Origin of the sequence: Streptomyces sp. NPDC005866 (assembly GCF_040629895.1) — a bacterium.
Taxonomy (GTDB): domain Bacteria; phylum Actinomycetota; class Actinomycetes; order Streptomycetales; family Streptomycetaceae; genus Streptomyces.
The window spans coordinates 60,356-83,357 of sequence record NZ_JBEXWP010000007.1 but is presented as its reverse complement, the minus strand read 5'-3'; the positions used below and the strand labels follow the sequence as shown (position 1 = coordinate 83,357).

General features: G+C 71.3%; 22 protein-coding genes and 1 pseudogene. 12 read left to right on the top strand and 11 right to left on the bottom strand.

The window, feature by feature from the left end; genetic code table 11:
• The first annotated feature begins 46 nt into the window (after positions 1 to 46).
• The 7 genes from argC (at position 47) to ABZ396_RS12800 (ending at position 6,319) form a co-directional block, all read left to right on the top strand.
• Positions 47 to 1,075, top strand: coding sequence for an N-acetyl-gamma-glutamyl-phosphate reductase (gene argC / locus ABZ396_RS12830; protein ID WP_358915220.1), 1,029 nt, complete (start codon positions 47 to 49; stop codon positions 1,073 to 1,075).
• Positions 1,072 to 2,223, top strand: a complete 1,152-nt coding sequence (gene argJ, locus ABZ396_RS12825) for a bifunctional glutamate N-acetyltransferase/amino-acid acetyltransferase ArgJ (protein ID WP_358915218.1) — start codon at positions 1,072 to 1,074, stop codon at positions 2,221 to 2,223. Before argC ends, argJ begins: the two co-directional genes overlap by 4 nt.
• Positions 2,220 to 3,137, top strand: coding sequence for an acetylglutamate kinase (gene argB, locus ABZ396_RS12820; protein WP_358915216.1), 918 nt, complete (start codon positions 2,220 to 2,222; stop codon positions 3,135 to 3,137). Before argJ ends, argB begins: the two co-directional genes overlap by 4 nt.
• Positions 3,134 to 4,330, top strand: coding sequence for an acetylornithine transaminase (locus ABZ396_RS12815; RefSeq protein ID WP_358915214.1), 1,197 nt, complete (start codon positions 3,134 to 3,136; stop codon positions 4,328 to 4,330). Before argB ends, ABZ396_RS12815 begins: the two co-directional genes overlap by 4 nt.
• Before the next feature lie 7 nt (positions 4,331 to 4,337).
• The gene (locus ABZ396_RS12810; RefSeq protein WP_358915212.1) at positions 4,338 to 4,883 is read left to right on the top strand and encodes an arginine repressor; all 546 of its coding nucleotides are present in this window, start codon (positions 4,338 to 4,340) and stop codon (positions 4,881 to 4,883) included.
• A 109-nt stretch (positions 4,884 to 4,992) separates the two neighbouring features.
• Entirely contained in the window at positions 4,993 to 5,580 is a 588-nt protein-coding gene (locus ABZ396_RS12805; protein WP_358915210.1) for a sigma-70 family RNA polymerase sigma factor, read from the top strand.
• Positions 5,570 to 6,319, top strand: coding sequence for a zf-HC2 domain-containing protein (locus ABZ396_RS12800; protein WP_359184529.1), 750 nt, complete (start codon positions 5,570 to 5,572; stop codon positions 6,317 to 6,319). The genes ABZ396_RS12805 and ABZ396_RS12800 overlap by 11 nt, the downstream gene beginning before the upstream one ends.
• Before the next feature lies 1 nt (position 6,320).
• Here the strand turns inward: ABZ396_RS12800 and ABZ396_RS12795 are convergent, their stop codons facing one another.
• The 8 genes from ABZ396_RS12795 to ABZ396_RS12760 form a co-directional block, all read right to left on the bottom strand.
• Positions 6,321 to 7,142 carry a serine/threonine-protein kinase gene (locus ABZ396_RS12795; RefSeq protein ID WP_358926185.1) on the bottom strand — a complete coding sequence of 274 codons (822 nt, stop codon included), beginning with the start codon at positions 7,140 to 7,142 and terminating at the stop codon, positions 6,321 to 6,323.
• Positions 7,139 to 8,953, bottom strand: a complete 1,815-nt coding sequence (locus ABZ396_RS12790) for an ABC transporter ATP-binding protein (protein ID WP_358926183.1) — start codon at positions 8,951 to 8,953, stop codon at positions 7,139 to 7,141. Before ABZ396_RS12790 ends, ABZ396_RS12795 begins: the two co-directional genes overlap by 4 nt.
• Positions 8,954 to 9,033: 80 nt before the next feature.
• Positions 9,034 to 9,210, bottom strand: a complete 177-nt coding sequence (locus ABZ396_RS12785) for a hypothetical protein (protein ID WP_358926181.1) — start codon at positions 9,208 to 9,210, stop codon at positions 9,034 to 9,036.
• A gap of 110 nt (positions 9,211 to 9,320) precedes the next feature.
• Entirely contained in the window at positions 9,321 to 10,109 is a 789-nt protein-coding gene (locus ABZ396_RS12780) for an FAD:protein FMN transferase (RefSeq protein ID WP_358926180.1), read from the bottom strand.
• Complete coding sequence (locus tag ABZ396_RS12775) at positions 10,102 to 10,887, bottom strand: FMN-binding protein (protein ID WP_358926178.1); 786 nt, start codon at positions 10,885 to 10,887, stop codon at positions 10,102 to 10,104. The genes ABZ396_RS12780 and ABZ396_RS12775 overlap by 8 nt, the downstream gene beginning before the upstream one ends.
• A gap of 44 nt (positions 10,888 to 10,931) precedes the next feature.
• Entirely contained in the window at positions 10,932 to 12,314 is a 1,383-nt protein-coding gene (locus tag ABZ396_RS12770) for a ferredoxin reductase family protein (protein WP_358926176.1), read from the bottom strand.
• Between the two features lie 59 nt (positions 12,315 to 12,373).
• The gene (locus tag ABZ396_RS12765) at positions 12,374 to 12,883 is read right to left on the bottom strand and encodes an FMN-binding protein (protein ID WP_358926175.1); all 510 of its coding nucleotides are present in this window, start codon (positions 12,881 to 12,883) and stop codon (positions 12,374 to 12,376) included.
• Between the two features lie 10 nt (positions 12,884 to 12,893).
• Positions 12,894 to 14,249: a ferric reductase-like transmembrane domain-containing protein gene (locus ABZ396_RS12760; protein ID WP_358926173.1), complete on the bottom strand. Its 1,356-nt coding sequence runs from the start codon at positions 14,247 to 14,249 to the stop codon at positions 12,894 to 12,896.
• A gap of 150 nt (positions 14,250 to 14,399) precedes the next feature.
• Between ABZ396_RS12760 and ABZ396_RS12755 the strand changes: the two genes are divergently transcribed.
• Positions 14,400 to 15,140, top strand: coding sequence for a response regulator transcription factor (locus ABZ396_RS12755; protein WP_358926188.1), 741 nt, complete (start codon positions 14,400 to 14,402; stop codon positions 15,138 to 15,140).
• A complete protein-coding gene (locus ABZ396_RS12750) occupies positions 15,137 to 16,627 on the top strand; it encodes a HAMP domain-containing sensor histidine kinase (protein WP_358926172.1) in 1,491 nt (496 codons plus the stop codon). Before ABZ396_RS12755 ends, ABZ396_RS12750 begins: the two co-directional genes overlap by 4 nt.
• A 9-nt stretch (positions 16,628 to 16,636) precedes the next feature.
• On the opposite strand, the gene ABZ396_RS12745 is transcribed toward ABZ396_RS12750, so the two are convergent.
• The 3 genes and pseudogenes from ABZ396_RS12745 to ABZ396_RS12735 all read right to left on the bottom strand — a co-directional run bounded on the left by ABZ396_RS12745 (position 16,637) and on the right by ABZ396_RS12735 (position 18,913).
• A complete protein-coding gene (locus ABZ396_RS12745) occupies positions 16,637 to 17,341 on the bottom strand; it encodes a L,D-transpeptidase family protein (protein ID WP_358926170.1) in 705 nt (234 codons plus the stop codon).
• Positions 17,342 to 17,344: 3 nt separating this feature from the next.
• Complete coding sequence (locus ABZ396_RS12740; protein ID WP_358926168.1) at positions 17,345 to 17,932, bottom strand: pyridoxamine 5'-phosphate oxidase family protein; 588 nt, start codon at positions 17,930 to 17,932, stop codon at positions 17,345 to 17,347.
• Positions 17,933 to 18,047: 115 nt separating this feature from the next.
• Positions 18,048 to 18,913, bottom strand: a pseudogene (locus ABZ396_RS12735) (hypothetical protein).
• 234 nt (positions 18,914 to 19,147) lie between these two features.
• Here ABZ396_RS12735 and ABZ396_RS12730 point away from each other — a divergent pair.
• The 3 genes from ABZ396_RS12730 (at position 19,148) to ABZ396_RS12720 (ending at position 22,997) form a co-directional block, all read left to right on the top strand.
• Positions 19,148 to 20,341 (top strand): argininosuccinate synthase, encoded by a 1,194-nt coding sequence (locus ABZ396_RS12730; RefSeq protein ID WP_358926166.1) that lies wholly within the window; start codon positions 19,148 to 19,150, stop codon positions 20,339 to 20,341.
• Positions 20,342 to 20,419: 78 nt separating this feature from the next.
• Entirely contained in the window at positions 20,420 to 21,847 is a 1,428-nt protein-coding gene (gene argH, locus ABZ396_RS12725; protein WP_358926164.1) for an argininosuccinate lyase, read from the top strand.
• Positions 21,848 to 22,025: 178 nt separating this feature from the next.
• Positions 22,026 to 22,997, top strand: a complete 972-nt coding sequence (locus tag ABZ396_RS12720; protein ID WP_358926163.1) for an aldo/keto reductase — start codon at positions 22,026 to 22,028, stop codon at positions 22,995 to 22,997.
• Positions 22,998 to 23,002 lie beyond the last annotated feature (5 nt).

Genomic DNA, 23,002 nt, shown 5'->3' with positions numbered 1-23,002 from the left:
AACGTGCAGCGAACCGTATAGTCATGCCATCTGGAGGAGGATGGACATGGCGGTACGTGCGGCGGTGGCCGGAGCGAGCGGATACGCGGGCGGAGAGGTCCTGCGGCTGCTCCTCGGGCACCCCGAGGTCGAGATCGGTGCCCTGACCGGCAACTCCAACGCGGGGCAGCGCCTGGGCGCGCTCCAGCCGCATCTGCTGCCGCTGGCCGACCGAGTGCTGGGGGAGACGACCGCCGAGACCCTCGCCGGGCACGACGTCGTCTTCCTCGCCCTGCCCCACGGCCAGTCCGCCGCCGTCGCCGAGCAGCTCGGCCCGGACGTCCTGGTCGTCGACATGGGCGCCGACTTCCGTCTCCAGGACCCGGCCGACTGGGAGCGCTTCTACGGCTCCCCGCACGCCGGCACCTGGCCCTACGGCCTCCCCGAACTGCCAGGCGCCCGCGCCGCGCTGGAGGGGTCCAGGCGCATCGCGGTACCCGGTTGCTACCCCACCGCCGTCTCCCTCGCCCTGTACCCGGCCTACGCCGCCGGGACCGCCGAGCCCGAGGCCGTGGTGGTCGCCGCGTCCGGCACCTCCGGCGCGGGCAAGGCGGCCAAGCCGCATCTGCTGGGCAGCGAGGTCATGGGGTCCATGTCGCCGTACGGCGTCGGCGGCGGCCACCGGCACACCCCCGAGATGATCCAGAACCTCAGCGCGGTGGCGGGGGAACGGATCGCCGTCTCCTTCACGCCCACGCTCGCGCCGATGCCCCGGGGCATCCTCGCCACGTGCAGTGCCTCGGCGAAGAGCGGAGTGACGGCCGAGTCCGTCCGGACCGCCTACGAGAAGGCCTACGCCGACGAGCCCTTCGTCCACCTCCTGCCGGAGGGCCGGTGGCCCGCCACGGCGTCCGTCTACGGTTCCAACGCCGTTCAGGTGCAGGTCGCATACGACGAGGCCGTCGGCCGCATCATCGCGATCAGCGCCATCGACAACCTGACCAAGGGCACCGCCGGCGGTGCCGTCCAGAGCATGAACCTCGCCCTGGGTCTCGCCGAGACCACCGGGCTGACCACGATCGGAGTTGCGCCGTGAGCGTGACGGCAGCGAAGGGATTCAGGGCGGCGGGCATCGCCGCCGGGATCAAGGAGAACGGCAACCCCGACCTGGCCCTCGTGGTCAACAACGGGCCCCGCCGCGCCGCCGCGGGCGTCTTCACCTCCAACCGGGTGAAGGCCGCGCCGGTCCTGTGGTCCGAGCAGGTCCTCAAGAGCGGCCAGGTCTCCGCCGTCGTCCTCAACTCCGGCGGCGCCAACGCCTGCACAGGCCCCAAGGGCTTCCAGGACACCCACGCGACCGCGGAGAAGGCCGCCGAGGTCCTCGGCCGGGGCGCCATCGAGGTCGCCGTGTGCTCGACCGGTCTCATCGGTGTGCTCCTCCCCATGGACAAACTGCTGCCGGGGGTCGAGACCGCGGCCGCCGCCCTGAGCGAGCACGGCGGTGAGAAGGCGGCCATCGCCATCAAGACCACCGACACCGTGCACAAGACGTCCGTCGTGACGAGGGACGGCTGGGCCGTCGGCGGGATGGCGAAGGGCGCCGGCATGCTCGCGCCCGGCCTCGCCACCATGCTGGTCGTGCTCACCACGGACGCGGTCGTCGAGAGCGAGGTCCTGGACAAGGCGCTCCGGGCCGCCACCCGTACGACCTTCGACCGCGTCGACTCCGACGGCTGCATGTCCACCAACGACACCGTGCTGCTGCTCGCCTCCGGATCCTCCGGGATCACCCCGGAGTACGAGGAGTTCGCCGAGGCCGTACGCGCCGTCTGCGACGACCTCGGCCAGCAGCTGATCCGGGACGCCGAGGGCGCCAGCAAGGACGTCAGGGTCGAGGTGGTCAACGCCGCGACCGAGGACGACGCCGTCGAGGTGGGCCGCTCCATCGCCCGCAACAACCTCCTCAAGTGCGCCATCCACGGCGAGGACCCCAACTGGGGCCGTGTCCTCTCCGCGATCGGCACGACCAAGGCCGCCTTCGAGCCCGACCAGCTCAACGTCGCGATCAACGGCGTCTGGGTGTGCAAGAACGGCGGCGTCGGCGAGGACCGGGAGAAGGTCGACATGCGCTACCGCGAGGTCCACATCGTCGCGGACCTCGCCGCCGGCGGCGAGACCGCCACCATCTGGACCAACGACCTGACCGCCGAATACGTCCACGAGAACAGCGCCTACTCGTCATGAGCACCACGCGTAAGCACACCGCGCTGCCCAAGGCGCAGACCCTCATCGAGGCCCTGCCCTGGCTGGTCCGCCACAACGGCAAGACCGTGGTCATCAAGTTCGGCGGCAACGCCATGATCGACGAGGACCTGAAGGCCGCGTTCGCCCAGGACGTCGTCTTCCTGCACCACGCCGGTCTCAAGCCGGTCGTCGTGCACGGCGGCGGCCCGCAGATCAGCGCCGCCCTCGACCGGCACGGCATCGTCAGCGAGTTCAAGGCCGGGCTCCGGGTCACCACCGAGGACGCCATGGACGTCGTACGGATGGTGCTGGCCGGACAGGTGCAGCGGGAACTGGTGAACCTGCTCAACCAGCACGGCCCGCTCGCGGTGGGGCTGACCGGCGAGGACGCCCACACCATCACCGCCACCAAGCACCGGCCCGAGATCGACGGCGAGCTCGTCGACATCGGGCGGGTCGGCGAGATCACCTCGATCGACACGGGCGCGATCCAGGCCCTGCTCGCCGACGGCCGTATCCCGGTCGTCTCCTCGATCGCCCGCTCCCAGGACGACTGTGATTCGGGGCATGTCTACAACGTCAATGCTGATACGGCGGCTGCGGCACTCGCTGCTGCGCTGGGCGCCGAGACTCTCATGGTCCTCACCGATGTCGAGGGCCTTTACGAGGACTGGCCGAACTCCGACGAGGTGATCAGCCGTCTCACCGCTTCCCAACTGGAGAAGCTGCTGCCGGACCTGAGCTCCGGCATGGTGCCGAAGATGGAGGGCTGTCTGCACGCCGTACGCAACGGCGTCACCACCGCCCGCGTCATCGACGGCCGGGTCCAGCACTCGATCCTGCTGGAGATCTTCACCGACGAAGGCATCGGCACGATGGTCGTGCCCGACGAACGACAGGGGGAGCAGCCATGAGCAACCAGGAACTGACCACGCGGTGGCAGGGCGCGCTCATGAACAACTACGGCACCCCGCGGCTGCCCCTGGTGCGCGGCGAGGGCGTCAGGGTGTGGGACACCGAGGGCCGGCAGTACTACGACTTCGTCGGCGGTATCGCCACCAACGCGCTCGGCCACGCCCACCCGGCGATCGTCGAGGCCGTCGGCAAGCAGATCGCAGCCCTGGGCCATATCTCCAACTTCTTCATGGCCGAGCCCACCGTCGCCCTCGCCGAGCGGCTGCTCCAGCTCTTCGGCCGGGACGGCAGGGTCTTCTTCTGCAACTCCGGCGCCGAGGCCAACGAGGCCGCCTTCAAGATCGGCCGGCTGACCGGGCGCACCCACATGGTCGCCACCGACGGCGGCTTCCACGGCCGTACTATGGGTGCCCTCGCGCTCACCGGGCAGCCCGCCAAGCAGGAACCGTTCCGTCCGCTGCCCGCCGAGGTCACCCACGTGCCCTACGGCGACGCACAGGCCCTGGCCGCCGCCGTCACCGAGGACACCGCGCTGGTCGTCATCGAGCCCGTCCAGGGTGAGAACGGCGTGGTCGTACCCCCGGCCGGCTATCTCAAGGCGGCCCGCGCGATCACCGCCGCCACCGGCGCCCTGCTCGTCCTCGACGAGGTACAGACTGGCGTCGGCCGTACCGGCACCTGGTTCGAGTACCAGGCCCACGAGGGGGTGCTGCCCGATGTCGTCACCCTCGCCAAGCAGCTCGGCGGCGGACTGCCGCTCGGCGCGACCGTGGCCTTCGGCCGCGCCGCCGAACTCCTCCAGCCGGGCCACCACGGCACGACCTTCGGCGGCAACCCGGTCGCCTGCGCCGCCGGGCTCGCCGTCCTCGACACCATCGAGAACGAGGGGTTGCTGGAGAACGTCAAGCGCCAAAGCGAGAAGTTGCGGGACGGAATCGAGGGTCTCGGCCACGGATTGATCGATTATGTCCGGGGCGCGGGCCTCCTCCTGGGTATCGTGCTCACCGAGCCGCTGGCGGTACAGGTGCAGCAGGCGGCTCAGGAGGCCGGGTTCCTGGTGAACGCGCCCGCCCCTGACGTCGTTCGGCTGATGCCCCCGCTGAACCTCCGTGACGACCAGGCGGACGCGCTGCTGAGGGCCCTGCCCGGCATCCTCGACGCAGCGATCGGGGACGGACGATCCGGAGAATGAGACGACGATGAGCCAGGCGCAGGAGTTCGACCAGTCGGGCGGGGCGGGGCCCGCGGTGCCGCAGACCCGGACCGCCCGGCACCGCCGGATCGTGGACATCCTCAACCGGCAGCCTGTGCGGTCGCAGAGCCAGCTCGCGAAGCTGCTGGCCGACGACGGGCTGACGGTCACCCAGGCGACGCTCTCCCGGGACCTCGACGAGCTGAACGCGGTGAAGATCCGCAACACCGACGGGGAACTGATCTATGCGGTGCCGAGTGAGGGTGGTTTCCGCACCCCGCGCGCACCGCTGGGGGAGTCGGCGAAGGAGGAGCGGATGCGCCGCCTCTCCCAGGAACTCCTGATCTCCGCGGAGGCGTCGGCCAACCTGGTGGTGCTGCGGACCCCGCCCGGCGCGGCGCAGTTCCTCGCCTCGGCGATCGACCAGGCGGAGCTGCAGGACATCCTGGGGACGATCGCCGGTGACGACACACTGCTGCTGATCAGCCGTGAGCCGGCCGGCGGACAGGCACTCGCGGACCACCTGCTGCGCCTGGCCCAGAACGGCCACTGACCCGCGTGCGGGGCCCGGCCCGCCGACGGAGAATGGGCATGTGATCTTCCGCGGCGAGCGGTCAGGCGGGCGGGCAATCCCCTGGCGGCCGTCGAACGTATACAGAGGTGTGTCGGGTTTCCGGTTCCCCGTCGGCCGCCTCCCGGACGAGGCACTGCTCTCCGGGCTGGCCACCGGGGATCCCGAGCTCGCGGTGATGTTCGTACGGAGGTTCCAGCACCGGGTCTTCGGGGTGGCCATGGCCGTCACCGGGGACCAGCAGCTCGCGGAGGACATCGCCCAGCAGACGTTCGAGCGCGCATGGCGTCATGCGCAGGTCTACGACTCGCGCCGCGGCTCGGTCGCGACCTGGCTGACGACCATCGCGCACAACCTCGCCGTCGACGCCGTCCGTGCCCGGCGGACGGAGCCGATGGCACCCGAGGACCTCGACCCCCTCCTCGACGCCGTCACCGTGACCCCCGAGCAGTGGGCGCTGGCCGACGAGGCCTCCACCCAGCTCCGGGCCGCTCTGGCACGGCTGCCGCGGGAGCAGGCCCGGGCCCTGATGATGGCAGGCATCTACGGCATGACGGCTCAGCAGATCGCCGACGCGGAGCGGATCCCGCTGGGCACCGCGAAGACCCGGATCAGAACGGCGATGGCTAGGCTTCGCACCGCACTCACGTCTCCGAAGCGGGGCGACCATGTCCAGTGACCGAAACTGCGAGAAGCTGCGGGAGGCCGGCGCCGAACTGGCGCTGGGCGTGCTGCCCGGCCGCGAGCGGGCCGAGGCCGTCGCCCATCTGGACCGGTGCGCGGACTGCCGGGAGTACGTCCGGCAACTCACCGGGATCGGCGACCGGTTGATCGGCCTGTTGCCGGACCGAGAGCCACCGCCCGGCTTCGAGACCCGGGTGGCGCGCAGCCTGGCCCAGCAGGCGCCGGGGCCCGAAGGGCAGCGGCCCGCCCGCGCCGCCCGGGGCCTGCGCGGCCACGCCCGGCGGGCCCGGCTGCGGCTCGCCGCGGTCGCCGCCGCCCTCGCCGTCGCCGTCGGATTCACCGGCTGGGCGATCGGCACCGCGGTCCAGGAGGTCACCGCCTCGGCGCCCGCCGTCGGGTCCGAGCCCGTGTTGGTCGGGGACATGACCCCGCCCGGGGGCGGGCAGCCCGTCGGCGAGATCTACGCCCACCCCGGCAGCCCCGCCTGGATCTTCATGTCCGTCGCCCTGACCCCCACCCCCTATACAGGCAAGGTCACCTGCTTCCTCGAACACGCCGACGGTACGACCACACGTGTCGGCGACTTCCCGCTGCGCGACGGGCGCGGCGACTGGGGTGTGGCCGTCCCCGTCGACCTCACCAAGTACACCGGCGTCCGTCTGACCTCTCCCGACGGCACCGTCCTCGCCACCGCCCAGCTGCAGAAGGGCAAGGTGGTGGCCCCGGAGGTGTGAGTCACGTGCCGCGGTCCGGGGACGGCGAGGCCGGCTCCAGAGCGGCGGCCAGTTCGGCGACGGTGGGGCGGGCCGAGGGCTTGGACCGGAGGCAGCCGTCGACGGCGGCGGCGAGAGCGCGGGGCAGCCGCCGCCGGGACGAAACCGGCGGGGGACGGCGCTCCAGCGCGGCCCCGGAGCAGTCGAACGGCCAGTCCCCGCACGCGACTTCGAACAGCGTGACGCCGATGCCCCACACGTCGGCGGCGGTCGTGAGGGTGCCACCGCGGGCCTGCTCAGGGGCGAGGTAACAGCAGGTGCCCACCCCGGCCGGCGCGGTCCCGGGCGGCCGGGCGACGCTCAGGTCGAGCACCTTGGCGTGACCGCGGTCCACCACCACATTGGACGGCTTGAGATCCAGGTGCAGCAGCCCCTGTCCGTGCAGGTAGTGGACCACCGAGCACAGCTGCACCCCCAGCAGCGCCACATCGGCGGCGGACGGCCGGCGCCGCAGCCGCTCCAGCAGCCGGGAGAGCGTCTCACCGGTCAGCGTCTCCAGGACGACGAGCGGCTCGGGGGAGTCGAAGACGTCGTACGAGCGGACCAGATGCGGATGGCTGAAGTCCCGCAGCCACCGCCCCTCCCGCAGCAGCCGCTCAGCCAGCCCCCGCTCACCCCGCCGGTCGGGCCGCACCACCTTGATCACGCACCGGCAGTCCCGCTCCACGCTCCACGCGTCGTGGATGTCGAGCCATCCGGTACGCGTGAGATGCCCGAGCACCTCGTACCCCGGGACCGGTCGCGTGCCCGGCGCCAGCGGCGAGGCCCGACCCACGAGGCTCATGACAGCACCGCTCCCGCGTTCAGCCGGTGCAGCCGGGCGTACGTCCCCTCCCGCCCGAGCAACTCCGAGTGCGCGCCGTCCTCGACGACCCGGCCGTGGTCGAGCACCACGATCCGGGTGGCGTCGCGGACGGTCAGCAGGTTGTGGGAGATGACGACGGTCGTCCGCCCGGCCATCAGCCGGCGCAGCGGGTCCATGATCCGCCGGCCCGAGCTCACGTCGAGCCCGGCGGTCGGTTCGTCCAGGAGCAGCACCGGCGCGTCCCGGATCATGGCCCGGGCGATCGCCAGCCGCTGGCACTGGCCGCCGGACAGCGTCCGGCCGCGCTGGCCGACGAGCGTATCGTAGCCGTCCGGGAGCCGCTCGATGAACGGGTCCGCGTCCGCGGCACGCGCCGCCGCGACGATCTCCGCCTGAGTGGCCGTCGGCCGCCCGTAGGCGATGTTGTCCCGCACGGTGCCGTGGAAGACGAGCGTCTCCTGCAACACCACCGCCACGTTCTCCCGCACGTCGGACAGGCTGAGCTCGCGCAGATCGGTCCCGTCGAGGCGGACCGCGCCCCGGTCGGGGTCGTAGAACCGCAACTGCAGCTTCGCGAGCGTGGACTTGCCCGCCCCGCTCGCCCCGACCAGCGCCAGCGTCTCCCCGGGCGCCACATGGAACGACACGTCCGACAGCGCCCAGGCCGCCGTACCGGGATAGCGGAACCACACCCCGTCGAACTCCACCTCACCCCGCGCCCGGCGGATGCGCCGGGCGCCCGCCGCCTCGGCCACCTGGGGCCGCTGGTCCAGGAGTTCGATGATCCGTTCCGCCGAGGCGGAGGCCGCGTAGAAGGTGGTGCCGAGCCCGGACAGGCCGTGCACCGGGCTGTACAGCTTGCCGATCAGCGCGAGGAACACCAGCAGTCCGCCGAGGGTGAGCTGGCCCTGGGCCAGCTTCCAGGTGCCGAAGGCCAGCACCGCGAGGCCGCCCGACACCTCGATGATCTCCACGACGGGTCCGTACACGGCACGGATCCGCGCCGACGCCATCGCCGCCCGGAACCTGCCGACGTTCTCCCGCTCGAACCGGCGCGCCTCCCAGCCCTGCCGGTTGTACGCCTGCACCAGCACGACATTGCCGAGCGACTCCTCGGCGATCGCGCTGAGCGAGCCGCTACGGCGTCTGCGCTCCCGCGACGCCTCCTTGATCAGCCGGGAGAAGTGCCGGGCGGAGCCCCAGAACAGCGGCACGATGACGAGGGAGAGCAGGGTCAGGTCCCAGCGCAGGTAGAACAGCAGGCCGAGGAAGACGCCGAGACGGATCACGTAGTAGAGGGCGTCGGCCACACCAGAGAGCAGGAACGTCTCCACCGCGTCGACATCGCCCGTGACCCGGGACAGCACGTCCCCGAGCCGCCGGCGCTCGAAGAAGCCGAGCGACAGCCCCTGGACATGCCGGAACACGTCGGAGCGCAGTGCGAGCAGGAAGCGTTCGCCGACCCAGGTGGAGGTCACGTCGTCGGCGAAGCCGAGCACGCCGGAGCAGACGACGAGGCCCAGATAGGTGGGCGCGATCCACAGGAACGGCCGCAACTCCCGGGTGACGAGCACATCGTCGACGACGATCTTGAAGAGCCAGAGCTCGGCGGCGTCGACGGCGGGAGCGGTCAGACTCAGCAGGACGAGGGGCACCAGCCAGCGCCGGCCACCGCGGGTGTACGGCCAGAACCGCCGGAACACCTCGCGCGGCGGCATCGGGGGCGCGGCCGCGACCACGGCGTCGGACTGATCGCCGGTCGACAGCAGGCGCCGTAGAACATGCGCCATGGCGGGGGGTCTCTCGGAAACCACCGGCGAAGCGGACCGGTATGTCCTGCGGTCGCCGGTCCGCTCAGCCTTCGGTGCGGTCAGTAGCCGTTGTGGTCGTGACGGTCGCCGTGGTCGTGGCGGTGGTCGTGGCGGTCGTTGTGGTCGTGGTGGTGGTCGTGGTCGTGACGGTGCCCGTGCCGCGAGGAGTCGTGGTCGGACGAGTGGTCGTCATGGTGCCGGTGGTCGGCCGGCATGAGGTTGCTGAAGATGGCCATGTCGTTCCTCCTGAAATGTGCTTCAGAGGGGATACGGCTGGGGTGGGGAGTTGGATGGCGCTTTACGGGACAAATCCTGAAAAATGTCGTGCCCCCGCGCCCACCCCACCTCAGCCCAGACGCGCCGCGAGCCCCCCGGTGCACCGCACCTCGTCGCCCGCCGTGATCAGCAGCCCCTCCACGTCCGGCAGGCACTCCAGCCAGGCCAACCCGGCCCGCGACCCCATCGCGAACGCCGCCGTGGCCCAACAGTCCACCCACGTCAGACGGGGACCCACCACCGTCACCGCCACCAGGTCCGTCACCGCCGGCTTCCCGGTCCGCGGGTCGACGATATGGGCGCCGCGTTCCGCCGTACCGGACGTGGCCACCGCCAGTTCGTCCACGCCCGCCGCCGTGATCACCGCCGCCAGCCCGCCCGGCCGCAACGGATCGGCGATGCCCACCCGCCACGCCCGCAAGGGCTCGGGCGCACCGACCATCTGGACGTCGCCGCCCCCGTTCACGCTCACCCCGGTCACTCCGGCCACCCGCGCCAGCCCCCGCGCCGCCCGCTCGGCAGACCAGCCCTTGACGATGCCCGTGGGGTCGAGGCGCCCCCGGTAGCGCATGCTGAACCAGCCGTCGCTCACCCGTTCCGCCTCGGCCGCCAGCTCCAGCACCTCGGCCACCTCGGGGTCGCATTCCGCGAGGCCGATCTCCTCCCGCGCCAGCCGTGACACCTGGCTGCTCTCGCGGTAGGTGCTGAACAGGCGGTCGACCCGGTGCAGTCCGGCGACCGCCTCGTCGAGGGCCGCCCGTACGGCGTCCGGATGCCCGCCGCGGACGTCGAAGGAGAAGACGGTCCCCATGACCTCCTCCGCATGGCGTACCGCAGCCTCCGCCACCGTGTCAGCCACCAGCCTGGTCCAGCGCCGACTGCAGGGACTGCTTGTAGCCGGTGCTGGTGTAGGTGGCCCCGGAGACGGAGTCGATGTTCGCGTTCCCGGCCGCCACCGCCTGCTGGTTGAGCTCCGGTACGGAGAGCGCGGTCTTCTGGTCGCTGGTGCCGCCGCTGGGCGCCTGTACGGCCTCCGCCTTGGTGATCTTCCCTCCGGAGACGGTGATCCGGACCTGGACCGGCCCGTACTGGGTCTGCGCGACCTGCCCGGTCACGGTCTTGGCCTGCGCCTGCGCGGACCCGGAGGAGGACGGCGAGGAGCCCGACGAGCCGGGCGCGCCCGCCGTCTTCATCTTGTCCAGCGCCGACTGCAGCGACTGCTTGTACCCGGTGCTGGTGTAGGTCGCGCCGGAGACGGAGTCGATGTTCGCGCTCTGCGCCGCCACCGTCTCCTTGTTCAGCTGCGGGACCGACAGCGCCGTCTTCTGGTCGCTGGTACCGCCCTTGGGCGCCTGCACCGCCTCGGCCTGGGTGATCTTCCCGTCCGCGACGGTGAGCCGGACCTGTACGACCCCGTACTCGGTCCGGGTCGCGTCACCGGTCACCGTCGTGGCCCCGGCGGCCCCGGTGCCGCCCTGCGGCGACTCCTGTCCCGCCGCCGTGGCCGACGGGGCCGCACCCGCCGCCGACGCGGACGCCGGGTCCGACGCCGGCTTCAGCGACAGCAACAGCACGACGCCGGACACGGTCGCCGCGGTGGCCAGCACCACACGCCTGATGGGGTGACTCTTCCTCATCGTTTCCGAACTCCCGTTTCCCTGGATTCCCGTGGTCCCGTCGCTCACATCTCGAACGACTCGTGATGGATGCGGCGGGCGGGAACCCCCGCGCCGCGCAGAGCGTCGTACACCTGCTGCGCGAACCCGGGCGGGCCGCACATGAAGACGTCGTGGTGATCGATGTCCGGGATCTTCCGCCGGAGGTTGTCCGCGGAGATGTCCGGCCGCTCGCCCTCCGGGCTGTTGACCGCGTACATGAGCCGGGCGCCGCGCTCCTTGGCGATCCTGGCCAGCTCGTCCCAGAGGGCCAGGTCCCGCGTGGTGTTGGCCCGGTAGAGCAGGGTCAGGTCGCCGGCGGCGCCGGGCAGCGTCTCGAACAGCGCCCGCATGGGCGTGATCCCGACGCCGCCCGCCACCAGCAGAACCTTGCCGCGGCTGCGCCGGGACGCGGTCATCGCCCCGTACGGCCCTTCGGCCCAGACCTTGGTTCCGGGCCGCACTTCGCGCAGCCGCGCGCTGTGGTCGCCGATCGCCTTGACGGTGATCCGCAGCATGTCGGGGCGCGGCGCCGCCGACAGCGAGTACGGGTGCGAGCTGAACCGCATCCCTGGGGCCATGAACCGCCAGCGGAAGAACTGGCCGGCCTCCGCGCCCATCCGGTGCAGCTTGCGCCCGCCGATCAGCACCGACACGATGCCCGGCGTCTCCTCGATGACCGCCTCGACCCGCATCCGGTGCCGCAGGTTGAGCCGGATCGGGGTGAGGATCCGGTACCAGACGACCAGCGCGCTGACCGCGCCGTACAGGCCGTACCAGAACGTCTTGGCCAGCGGCGTGAGGGCGAAGTCGTTGCCGGTGGTGATCTGGTGCCAGAAGGTCAGGAACACCGCCGCGTACGTGAGCAGGTGCACGTGGTACCAGGTGTCGTACGGCATCCTGCGGCGGACCGGGCCGATCGAGGTGAGGCCGATGACCACGAACAGACCGGTGCCGATGGCCGCCTTGCCCATGTCGGGGAGCTGGTTGATGGAGTCGACCGTCTGCTGGACGATGTCGTTCAGCGTCTTGCCGGCCTGCAGCGCATAGCCCCACATGATCAGGAAGACGTGCGCGACGACCAGGCAGAGGGTGTACCGGCCGCTCATCGCGTGCCAGCGGGCGACGCGGTCGGAGCCGACCCGCCGTTCCAGCGCCGGCACCCGGGCCGTCTGCAGCACGACGAGTGCCATCAGGTATCCGGCCAGCAGACCGGTGATGCGGCCGGCGTTGAGGATCTTGCCGTTCTGGTCGGCGATGGACGGGGTGTTGTGCCACCACAGCCACAGCACGGCCGCCGCACCCGCCCACACGGCGAGCAGCAGCGGTACGGCCGGGGAGCGGCGCGGGCGGATGCGGCGCATCGTCTGTCGGCGGGCGGCACGTCCGCCTGCGAGCGTGGTGGTCACGGTTCCTCCGTGGGGACTTGACCGTTGGCCCACAGGTACGTGCCGCACAGCCTGAGTGTTCAGAGACCCGCGGAGTCCAGCGCCGACTGGAGCGACTGCTGGTAACCCTGGCTCGTGTAGGTGGCCCCGGACACCGTGTCTATCTTCGCGCTCTGCGCCGCCAGGGCCTCACTGCGCAGCTGCGGAAGGGCGTAGCTGTCGATCTCCTGGTCCCGCGGGTTGTCCTGCGGGTACTGGACCGCCGTGACGTCGGTGACCTTGCCGCTCTTGATGGTCACGCGCACCTGGACGGGACCCCAACGGGTCTGGACGGTGTCCCCGGTGACGGTCCTGGTACCGGTGCTGCCGCTCCCGGACGTGCCGGAACCGCCCTTGCCGCCGGTGCCACCGGTCGCCCCCGGTGCGGCACTCGCGCTCGCGCTGCTCGACGGGGCGGGGGCCGCCGAGTCCGTGATCACGGTCGGGGTGGTGTGCGGCTTCAGCGCCAGCAGCATCACGATCCCGGAAACGGTGACGGCGCTCGCCAGCGTGATGCGCCGCAGGGGCCGGTTCTTGTTCAGTGCGTGCACGTCAGGGGCCTCACAGCTCGAAGGACTCGTGGTGGATACGGCGGTCCGGCACCCCGGCGGCACGCAGCGCCCCGTACACCTCCTGGGCGAACCCGTGCGGGCCGCAGATGTACACGTCGTGCCCGGCGAGACCGGGGAAGTTCGCCCGCAGCGCCTCCGCCGTGAGGGCGGGGCGCTCGCCGTACGGGCCGTTGAGGGCGTACCGCAGCTGGGCGCCACGCCACCGTGCGATCTCCTCCAACTCGCCGCCCAGCGCCAGGTCTTCGGCCGTCCGCGCCCGGTAGAGCAGGGTGACCTCGCCGGGCAGCGTCTCGAACAGCGCCCGCAGCGGGGTGATGCCGACACCGGCCGCGATCAGCAGGGACCGGTGACTGGTGGTCCGGTCGGCGGTGAGGGCGCCGTACGGGCCCTCCGCCCACACCCGGGTGCCGGGGCGCAGCAGCGATACGGCCGCGCTGTGGTCGCCGAGCGCCTTGACCGTGATCCGCAGCAGATCGCCGCGCGGCGGTGCCGAGAGCGAGTACGGCGTCGACGTCCAGCCCATGCCGTCGCCGCCGAGGAACCGCCAGCGGAAGAACTGCCCGGCCCGTGCCCCGAGTTCGTCGATCCGGCGCCCGCGGATCACCACCGAGTACACGCCCGGTGCCTCCTGCTGCACGGTCTCCACCCGCAGCCGGTGCCGGAGGTTGAGCCGCACAGGAGCCAGGATCCGGAACCACAGCACCAGGGCCGCGACCCCCAGGTACAGGGCGTACCAGAAGGCGGTGGCGACCGGCTTGCCGTTGAAGTCGTTGCCGAGTGCCAGCTGGTGGCCGAAGGCGAGGAAGACGGCCGCGTAGGTGAGGAGGTGGACGTAGTACCAGAACTCATAGCTCGTACGACGGCGCATCGCACGGACCGAGGTGACACCGACCGCGAAGAGGATCACCGTACCGGCGGTGGCCTTGAGCATCTCCGGATAGTCCAGGACGACGGTGAGCGTCTCGTGGACGAGCGAGGCATGGTCCTGGGCGGCGTACCCGGCGAGGATCAGTGCGATGTGAGCGACCAGCAGGCAGACCGTGTACCGGCCGGCCATCGCGTGCCAGCGGGCGACGCGGTCCGAGCCGACCCGGACCTCCAGCAACGGCACCCGCGCCATCAGGCCGACGAGCACCGCACAGGCGTACCCGCACAGCAGTCCGGCGATCCGCCCGGCCCCGGTCAGCCAGCCCGCCGCACCGACGACCGAGCCGCTGTCCGACCACCACAGCGCGAGCACGGCCGCCGCCCCGGCCCACAGCACGGCGAGCACGACAGTGGCGGGGCAGCGGCGCGTGGCCACGGATACGGCCGGGGCCGTGCGCCGTTCGTCCACGGTCGTCATGAGTCGTGTCCTTTCTCCGTTCCGGTCGCCACTGTGCAGCCCGAACTTCTGAAGGACCTCTCAGCGACCGTCCGCTGAGCCGACTCAGAGCAAACTCACAGGTCCCGGGGCCACCGCTCTCCACCGGGAGGAGTGATGCTGGTAGACGCGATGAACATGACCCGCTCCGGCCGCCCCGCCCTCACCCGACCCGACGGCACCCCGCTCCGCGTCCTCGTCGTCGACGACGACCCCGACCTCGCGGAGGTGCTCACCGGCGCCCTGCGCTACGAGGGCTGGGAGGTCCGCGAGGCCGGCGACGGCGCGTCCGCCCTGGCCGCGGCCCGTGAGCTGATGCCGGACGCGGTGGTCCTCGACGTGATGCTCCCCGACACCGACGGCTTCGCCGTGCTCCGTTCGCTGCACCGGGTCCAGCCGGACGTGTGTGTGCTCTTTCTCACCGCCAGGGACGGCGTGGAGGACCGGATCGCCGGTATCACCGCGGGCGGCGACGACTACGTGACCAAGCCCTTCAGCCTGGAGGAGGTCATCGCCCGGCTGCGTGGACTGCTGCGCCGCGCCGGTATGGCCCGCCAGCTGGACGAGGGCCCCCGGCTCGTCGTCGGCGACCTGACGATGGACGAGGAGGCCCGCGAGGTGACCCGGGCCGGCGAACTGGTCGAGCTCTCCCCGACCGAGTTCGAACTCCTCCGCTTCCTGATGCGCAACCCGCGCCGTGTCCTCAGCAAGGCCCAGATCCTGGACCGGGTGTGGTCGTACGACTTCGGTGGCCGCGCCCATGTCGTGGAGCTGTACATCTCCTACCTGCGTAAGAAGGTGGACGCGGGCCGAGAGCCCATGATCCACACGGTCCGTGGCGCGGGTTACGTCCTCAAGCCGGTCGGCAGGTGAGCCTCGTACTGCGGCTGCGGCGGCCACGGCGCCTGCCCCGCCCCCGCACCATCCGCGCCCGCCTCATCGTCGGCCTGGTCGTCCTGCTCGCGGTGAGCTGCGCGGCCGTGGGCGTCGCGGCGGTGATCGAGCTGGACGGCTTCCTCACCGGACGCCTGGACCAGCAGCTCCAGCAGACCGGGGTGAGCTTCCCGGAGTCGCTGGAACACGGCAAGATCAAGCCGAGCGACCACGACGGCGACGAGCACGGCGACACCCGGCGCCAGACCGCCGGCACCTTCGGCGCGCGGGTCCTGAACGGCCAGGTCACCAACGCCGCCCTGATCCCCGCCGGGAACAATCCGGACCTGACCGTCGGCCTCACGGCCCGCGACCGCGCGGCCCTCGCCGAGGTGCCCGCGAACGGCAAGGGCCACACGGTCCAGCTCTCCTCCGTGGGCGACTACCGGCTCAGGGCCTTGCCGGGCCGCGACGGGGACGTCCTGATCACCGGGCTGCCCCTGGAGCCGGTGAAGGCCACCGTCCACCGACTGGAAATGGTGGCGGCCGGCGTCTTCGGCCTCGCCCTCGCCGCGGCGGGCGTGGCCGGAGCCCTCTGGGTCCGCTGGTCCCTGCGCCCGCTGAGCCGGGTGGCGGCCACTGCCACCCGGGTCAGCGAACTCCCGCTCGCCAGCGGTGAGGTGGCCCTGCCACCCCGCGCCCCCGAAACGGACCCCCGCAGCGAGGTCGGCCGGGTGGCCACGGCCTTCAACCGCATGCTGGGCCATGTCGAGGACGCGCTGACGAAACGCCACGCCAGCGAGGAACGCCTCCGTTCCTTCGCCGCCGACGCCAGCCACGAGCTGCGCACCCCGGTCGCCTCGGTCCGCGGCCACGCGGAACTGGCACTGCTCCACCCGGGCCCGCTCCCTCCCGAGATCACCCGGGCCCTGGAACGCATCGCCGCCGAGTCCGCCCGGATGGGCGAGATGGTCGACGACCTCCTGCTCCTGGCCCGCCTGGACGCGGGTCGCCCACTGGAACGCCACCCGGTCGACCTCACCCACCTGACCCTGGACGCGGTGACGGACGCCCGCGCCGCGGGCCCGGACCACCGCTGGACCCTGGACCTCCCGGAGGAACCGGTGACGGTGACGGGCGACACGCACCGCCTGCAACAGGTGTTGGCCAACTTGTTGGCCAACGCGCGTTTGCACACACCCGTGGGCACGAAGGTGACGGTGACCCTGGAGGCGGACGACGGGGCAGGGGTCCTTCAGGTCCACGACGACGGTCCGGGTATCCCGGCGGACATCCAGCCAGGCATCTTCGAACGCTTCACGCGAGCTGACCACCGCCGCCGCGCGGACGCCTCCGGCGGAGGAGCGGGCCTGGGGCTGTCGATCGTGGCGGCGGTGGTGGAGGCGCTCGGGGGGACGGTGACGGTGGAGAGCGCCCTCGGATCCACCACGTTCACGGTTCGACTGCCGCTGGGGGCGGACACCTGAGGGGCGCACTCAGTACCGGGTGACAGCCGTGTCCCCGCTCACGGTCCCGACGGCGATGTGCGGCGCCTTCTTCGGATCCACCCACCGCACGATCTCGCGCATCGCATCCACCGGCACCGAAACACACCCGGCCGTGGCGCCCTGCCCGTTGACATGGAGGAAGATCCCGGCCCCCCGCCCCCGCACGGGCCGGTCGTAGTTGAACCCGATGACCAGCGCGTACGCGTACGTCGTCGTATACGACGACAACCGCTCCGCCTCGGCGGCCCGGCAGTCGCCCGGCAACGGCTCGACCCAGCGGTTGTAGGAAGCGGAGTCGTTGTCCTGGCACCACCATGAATCGGCCGTCACCGCCCGGTAGCCGACGGAGGTACCCGCCGGCGCCGCCTGGAGGCCGAACCCGAACGGAAGGTCGTACAACCCCGTCGGTGTCGTGTTGGTGCCCTGCTGCCGTCCGGCCCCCTCGACCAGTCCCTTCGCGCCGAACCGTGCGGCGGCCGACCCCACCTTGGTCCACTGCCCGTCCCGGCGCTCCCACCAGGTGACGGTTCCCGATGTCGAGCTCAGCGCGGACGCCTCGGCGGTGATCAGCTGGCTGCCGCCGCCAGTGTCGGCCATCCGGGCCGGCAGCGGTGAGGTGTCCGCGCCCCTCGGTGTCGCTCCGAGCAGCAGCAGAGACGCGGAGACAAGGGTGACGACGATGCTTGGACGCATGGCTCAGACGGTAGACGGCGGCAGCGGCAACGGCAGCCCGGGTAGGCCATCCAGGCTCACCGCGATGTGGTCCTTCTTCTCGAAGTACGCGCTCAGTGAGGCATCGTCCTCGCGCGCGAAGCGCCTGCCGTGCAGGTCGCGGTCGTCGTCGTAGGCCATGCGGGGGACCGCGTAACCGCAGGAGTCCCGGACGAGTTCGGCGTGCACGACGATGATCGCCCGCAGGCCGTGCGGGCTGGGGTCGATGTCCGGGAAGCGGGCGAGCAGTTCCCGGAAGCGAGGGTCGTCGCGGAAGACCGCCTCGCCGCGGCCGTGCACCCGCACGATGTTCGGCGGGCCCTGGAACGCGCACCACATCAGGGTGATGCGGCCGTTCTCCCGCAGATGGGCGATGGTCTCCGCGCTGGAGCCGGCGAAGTCCAGGTACGCCACGGTGTGTTCGTCGAGCACCGCGAAGGAGCCCTTGAGGCCCTTGGGGGAGAGGTTGACCGTGCCGTCGCCCGCGAGCGGGGCGGTGGCGGTGAAGAAAAGGGGCTGTTCCTCGATGAACGTGCGGAGTCTGCCGTCTATGCGCTCGTAGGTCTTTCCCATACCGGTGAATTATCGGCGCGTTTACTTCGCATGTCTAAGCAATTCCGGGATCCGGACACCACTGTGGCCGCCCCGGCCGGCGCTGTACACGGGGCGGCCACAGCTGCCTGTCACGTCACTTGGTGAGCGTGCAGGCGGCCAGGGTGTCCAGGCCGGTCGGCTTGGCCGACGTACGGCCGATCGCGATCGCGATCCGGTCGACGGTCGACTTCCGCTTGTTCTCCAGGGGGCCGAGGATCGCGTTCTGCACGAAGTTCGGGCCGCCCTGGCCGACCGAGGTCCGGAGCCGCTTGTCGGCCTCGTCGATCTGAGTCTGGAGCAGGGTGAGGTTCCGGTCGACCTCCGTCTGCGCGGACGCGGGGATCGCCGGCAGCCGTGAGGCGACGTCGGGGCAGGTGATCGTGCCCGCCGCGGTGCTGCCGGTGCTCGTACCGGTGCTGCCGGTCGACTGCTGCCGGGTGGCCGCCGCACTCGGCGCGCCCGAGGCCGTGCCCGTCGCCGTACCGCTGCCCGTGCTGGTACCGGTCCCGGTCGCGTTGAGGGTGCACGGCGCCAGCGCGTCCAGGCCGGTCGGCTTGGCGGCCGTACGGCCGATCGCGGTGGCGATCCGGTTGACGGTCGCCACCCGCTTGTCCTTGAGGGGACCGAGGATCGCGTTGTTCACGAAGTTGGGCCCGCCCTGCCCCACCGTGTCGACAAGCCGCTTGTCGGCCTCCTGGATCTGCGTCTGGAGGAGGGTGAGGTTGCGGTCGACCTCGGCCTGCGCGGAGGCCGGGACCGCGGGCAGCTGCGAGGCGACGTCCGGGCAGGTGATCGTGCCGGGTGAGGCGGCGAGGGTGCGGGCGTTGCTCGTGCCGCTGCTCTTGTCGGGGGCCCCGGCGAGGCCGAGCCGGCGATGACCGCACCGGACAGCGCCACGGCGGTGGCACCGCCGATGAGCGCGACGCGACGCTTGTTGTACTTCGGAAGAGCCCTGGACATGCGGATGCCTCACTTGGGTCAGAGATGGATGTACCAGACGCGGCGCCGGCGCTCAGGCACGGGTACGGGAAAGCGGTTTCGATTGTTCAGAGCTCTTCCATGGATCCCCCGGCGCCCCGGAACGCTCCGGAAGGCCTCGGCGGACGGCGCGGATCGGATTGACGAATCATGCAGATCCCCGCATACTCATGCATAAGAAGCGGATGTGCATGTGGCTGTACATGAGGAGGGACCATGGCCGAGCGCGTCGTACTCGCCTACTCGGGCGGGCTGGACACCTCCGTCGCCATCGGCTGGATCGCCGAGGAGACGGGCGCCGAGGTCATCGCCGTCGCGGTGGACGTCGGCCAGGGCGGCGAGGACCTGGACGTCATCCGCAAGCGCGCCCTCGCGTGCGGCGCGGTCGAGGCCGAAGTCGCCGACGCCAAAGACGAGTTCGCCGAGGAGTACTGTCTCCCGGCGATCAAGGCCAACGCCCTCTACATGGACCGCTACCCGCTGGTCTCCGCGCTCTCCCGGCCGGCGATCGTCAAGCACCTCGTCGCCGCCGCTCGCCAGCACGGCGCCACGACGGTCGCCCACGGCTGCACAGGCAAGGGCAACGACCAGGTCCGCTTCGAGGCCGGCATCGTCGCCCTCGCCCCCGACCTCACCTGCATCGCCCCGGTCCGCGACTACGCGATGACCCGTGACAGGGCCATCGCCTTCTGCGAGGCGAAGGACCTCCCGATCGCGACCACCAAGAAGTCCCCGTACTCCATCGACCAGAACGTCTTCGGCCGCGCCGTGGAGACCGGCTTCCTGGAAGACATCTGGAACGGCCCGATCGAGGACATCTACGAGTACACCCAGAACCCGGCCACCCCGCGCGAGGCCGACGAGGTGATCGTCACCTTCGAGCGGGGTGCCCCGGTCGCGGTCGACGGCAGGCCCGTCACCGTGCTCCAGGCGATCCAGGAGCTCAACGAGCGCGCCGGCGCCCAGGGCGTCGGCCGGATCGACATGGTCGAGGACCGTCTGGTCGGCATCAAGTCCCGCGAGGTGTACGAGGCCCCGGGCGCCATAGCGCTCATCACGGCCCACCAGGAACTGGAGAACGTCGCCGTCGAACGCGAACTCGCCCGCTACAAGCGGCAGGTGGAGCAGCGCTGGGGCGAACTCGTCTACGACGGCCAGTGGTTCTCCCCGCTCAAGCGCGCCCTGGACGGCTTCCTCGACGAGGCGAGCCGGCATGTCACCGGCGACATCCGTATGACCCTGCAGGGCGGCCGCGCGGTGGTCACCGGCCGCCGCTCCGACTCCTCGCTGTACGACTTCAACCTCGCCACCTACGACACCGGCGACACCTTCGACCAGGCCGCGGCGAAGGGCTTCATCGACATCTACGGTCTGTCGTCCAAGATGGCGGCCAAGCGCGACCTGGCTTGAGCAGTAGCGTGACAACCGCCTCCTCACTCGCAGGTGGGGAGGCGGCGCCACATCCGTATCTCTCTAGGAGCAACGCAAGTGAGCAGCAACAGCGGTGACGTACGGCTCTGGGGCGGCCGTTTCGCCGACGGTCCCGCCGAGGCCCTGGCGAAGCTGTCCGCGTCCGTCCACTTCGACTGGCGGCTCGCGCCCTACGACATCGCCGGTTCACGTGCCCACGCGCGCGTGCTGCACAAGGCGGGCCTGCTCACCGAGGACGAACTCCAGCGCATGATCGCCGGCCTCGACCAGCTGGAGGCCGATGTCGCCGACGGCTCCTTCGTGGGCACGATCGCCGACGAGGACGTCCACACGGCTCTGGAACGCGGCCTCCTGGAGCGCCTCGGCCCCGACCTCGGCGGCAAGCTCCGCGCGGGCCGCTCCCGCAACGACCAGGTAGCGACCCTCTTCCGTATGTACCTGCGCGACCACGCCCGGACGATCGGCGGTCTGATCGCCGACCTCCAGGACGCCCTGATCGGCCTCGCGGAGGCCCACCCGGACGTGGCCATGCCCGGCCGCACCCACCTCCAGCACGCCCAGCCGGTCCTCTTCGCCCACCATGTCCTGGCCCACGTCCAGTCCCTGTCCCGGGACGCGGAGCGGCTGCGCCAGTGGGACGAGCGCACGGCCGTCTCCCCGTACGGCTCCGGCGCGCTCGCCGGTTCCTCGCTCGGCCTGGACCCGGAGTCGGTCGCCAAGGACCTCGGCTTCGAGCACGGCAGCGTCGGCAACTCCATCGACGGCACGGCCTCCCGCGACTTCGTCGCCGAGTTCGCCTTCATCACCGCGATGATCGGTGTGAACCTCTCCCGGATCGCGGAGGAGATCATCATCTGGAACACGAAGGAGTTCTCGTTCGTGACCCTGCACGATGCCTTCTCCACAGGCTCGTCGATCATGCCCCAGAAGAAGAACCCGGACATCGCGGAGCTGGCGCGCGGCAAGTCCGGCCGCCTGATCGGCAACCTGACCGGCCTCATGGCCACGCTGAAGGCCCTGCCCCTCGCCTACAACCGCGACCTGCAGGAGGACAAGGAGCCGGTCTTCGACTCCTGCGACCAGCTGGAGGTCCTGCTCCCCGCCTTCACCGGCATGATGGCCACCCTCACGGTCAACCGTGAGCGCATGGAGGAACTGGCCCCGGCCGGCTTCTCCCTCGCCACCGACATCGCGGAGTGGCTGGTCAAGCAGGGCGTACCGTTCCGCGTCGCCCACGAGGTGGCGGGGGAGTGCGTGAAGGCGGCGGAGGCCGAGGGCAAGGAACTGGACCAGCTGACGGACGAGCAGTTCGCGAAGATCTCCGCCCACCTGACGCCGGAGGTGCGGTCGGTCCTGAACGTGCCGGGCGCGCTGGCTTCCCGCAACGGCCGCGGTGGCACGGCGCCGGGCGCGGTGGCGATCCAGCTGGCGGAGGTCAAGGCGGACGTGGCCCAGCAGCACGGGTGGGCGGACGCAAAGAAGTAGAACTGTTCAGGCCCCCGAGGGACAGCGCCCCGAAAGGGGCGCGGTGAACCGCGCGAACGACCACCACGCACCCGCACCCGGCAATGCACCGCACGCCCCGAGCTGAACGGCGAACCAAAGGTCATCGCGGGTTACGTTGGTCAATAGCCCAACGCAGCCGACCGAAACGGAGCCCGCGATGCCCTTCGCCCGCCTCGCGACCGCGACCACGCCGACCTGCCACATCGGCCTCGGCCTCGCCGCGGTCGGCCGCCCCGGCTACATCAACCTCGGCCGCGAAGAGGACCTCGGCGAGGACCGCAGCGTCGCAGCCCTCCGCACCCGCACGCACGAACTCCTCGACGCCGCCTACGCCCAGGGCGTCCGCTACTTCGACGTGGCCCGCTCCTACGGCCGCTCCGAGGAGTTCCTCGCCGACTGGCTGAACGCCCGCCCCGACGCCGCCGACGTGGTCGTCGGCAGCAAATGGGGCTACACCTACACGGCCGGCTGGACCACGGACGCCGAGAAGCACGAGGTCAAGGACCACAGCGTCCAGACGTACGACCGTCAGCGCGCCGAGACCGCCGAGCTCCTGGGCGACCACCTCGACCTCTACCAGATCCACTCGGTGACCCCGGACAGCCCGGCCCTCACCGACAAGGAACTGCACGCCCGCCTCGCGGAAGCGGCGTCCGCCGGTCTCACCGTCGGCTTCTCCACGAGCGGCCCCGCCCAGGCCGACGCCATCCGCGCCGCCCTCGCCGTGACCGTCGACGGCGAGCCACTCTTCGGTACCGTCCAGTCGACGTACAACGCCCTGGAGACCTCGGCGGGAGCCGCTCTCGCCGAGGCGCACGACGCCGGGCTGACGGTGATCGTGAAGGAGGGCATGGCCAACGGCCGCCTGGCCGAGCCGCACGCCCCCGGCGTGCTGCGGGCCGTGGCCGAGGAGACCGGCCTCGGCTGCGACGCCGTCGCCCTCGCCGTCGTACTGCGTCAGCCCTGGACCGGAGTCGTCCTCTCCGGCGCGGCGACCATCACCCAGCTCGCCTCCAACCTGCACGCGGCCGCGGTCGATCTCGGCGAGGACCAGCTGAACCGCCTCGCCACCCTGGTCGAGGACCCGCAGGCCTACTGGGAGCGACGCGGCAGCCTGCCCTGGCACTGACGCGA

Coding starts and splice junctions, on each gene's coding strand:
- argC (WP_358915220.1), top strand. CDS start 47: ATGGCGGTACGTGCGGCGGTGGCCGGAGCGAGCGGATACGCGGGCGGA.
- argB (WP_358915216.1), top strand. CDS start 2,220: ATGAGCACCACGCGTAAGCACACCGCGCTGCCCAAGGCGCAGACCCTC.
- ABZ396_RS12815 (WP_358915214.1), top strand. CDS start 3,134: ATGAGCAACCAGGAACTGACCACGCGGTGGCAGGGCGCGCTCATGAAC.
- ABZ396_RS12810 (WP_358915212.1), top strand. CDS start 4,338: ATGAGCCAGGCGCAGGAGTTCGACCAGTCGGGCGGGGCGGGGCCCGCG.
- ABZ396_RS12800 (WP_359184529.1), top strand. CDS start 5,570: ATGTCCAGTGACCGAAACTGCGAGAAGCTGCGGGAGGCCGGCGCCGAA.
- ABZ396_RS12795 (WP_358926185.1), bottom strand. CDS start 7,142: ATGAGCCTCGTGGGTCGGGCCTCGCCGCTGGCGCCGGGCACGCGACCG.
- ABZ396_RS12790 (WP_358926183.1), bottom strand. CDS start 8,953: ATGGCGCATGTTCTACGGCGCCTGCTGTCGACCGGCGATCAGTCCGAC.
- ABZ396_RS12785 (WP_358926181.1), bottom strand. CDS start 9,210: ATGGCCATCTTCAGCAACCTCATGCCGGCCGACCACCGGCACCATGAC.
- ABZ396_RS12775 (WP_358926178.1), bottom strand. CDS start 10,887: ATGAGGAAGAGTCACCCCATCAGGCGTGTGGTGCTGGCCACCGCGGCG.
- ABZ396_RS12760 (WP_358926173.1), bottom strand. CDS start 14,249: ATGACGACCGTGGACGAACGGCGCACGGCCCCGGCCGTATCCGTGGCC.
- ABZ396_RS12755 (WP_358926188.1), top strand. CDS start 14,400: ATGAACATGACCCGCTCCGGCCGCCCCGCCCTCACCCGACCCGACGGC.
- ABZ396_RS12745 (WP_358926170.1), bottom strand. CDS start 17,341: ATGCGTCCAAGCATCGTCGTCACCCTTGTCTCCGCGTCTCTGCTGCTG.
- ABZ396_RS12740 (WP_358926168.1), bottom strand. CDS start 17,932: ATGGGAAAGACCTACGAGCGCATAGACGGCAGACTCCGCACGTTCATC.
- ABZ396_RS12730 (WP_358926166.1), top strand. CDS start 19,148: ATGGCCGAGCGCGTCGTACTCGCCTACTCGGGCGGGCTGGACACCTCC.
- ABZ396_RS12720 (WP_358926163.1), top strand. CDS start 22,026: ATGCCCTTCGCCCGCCTCGCGACCGCGACCACGCCGACCTGCCACATC.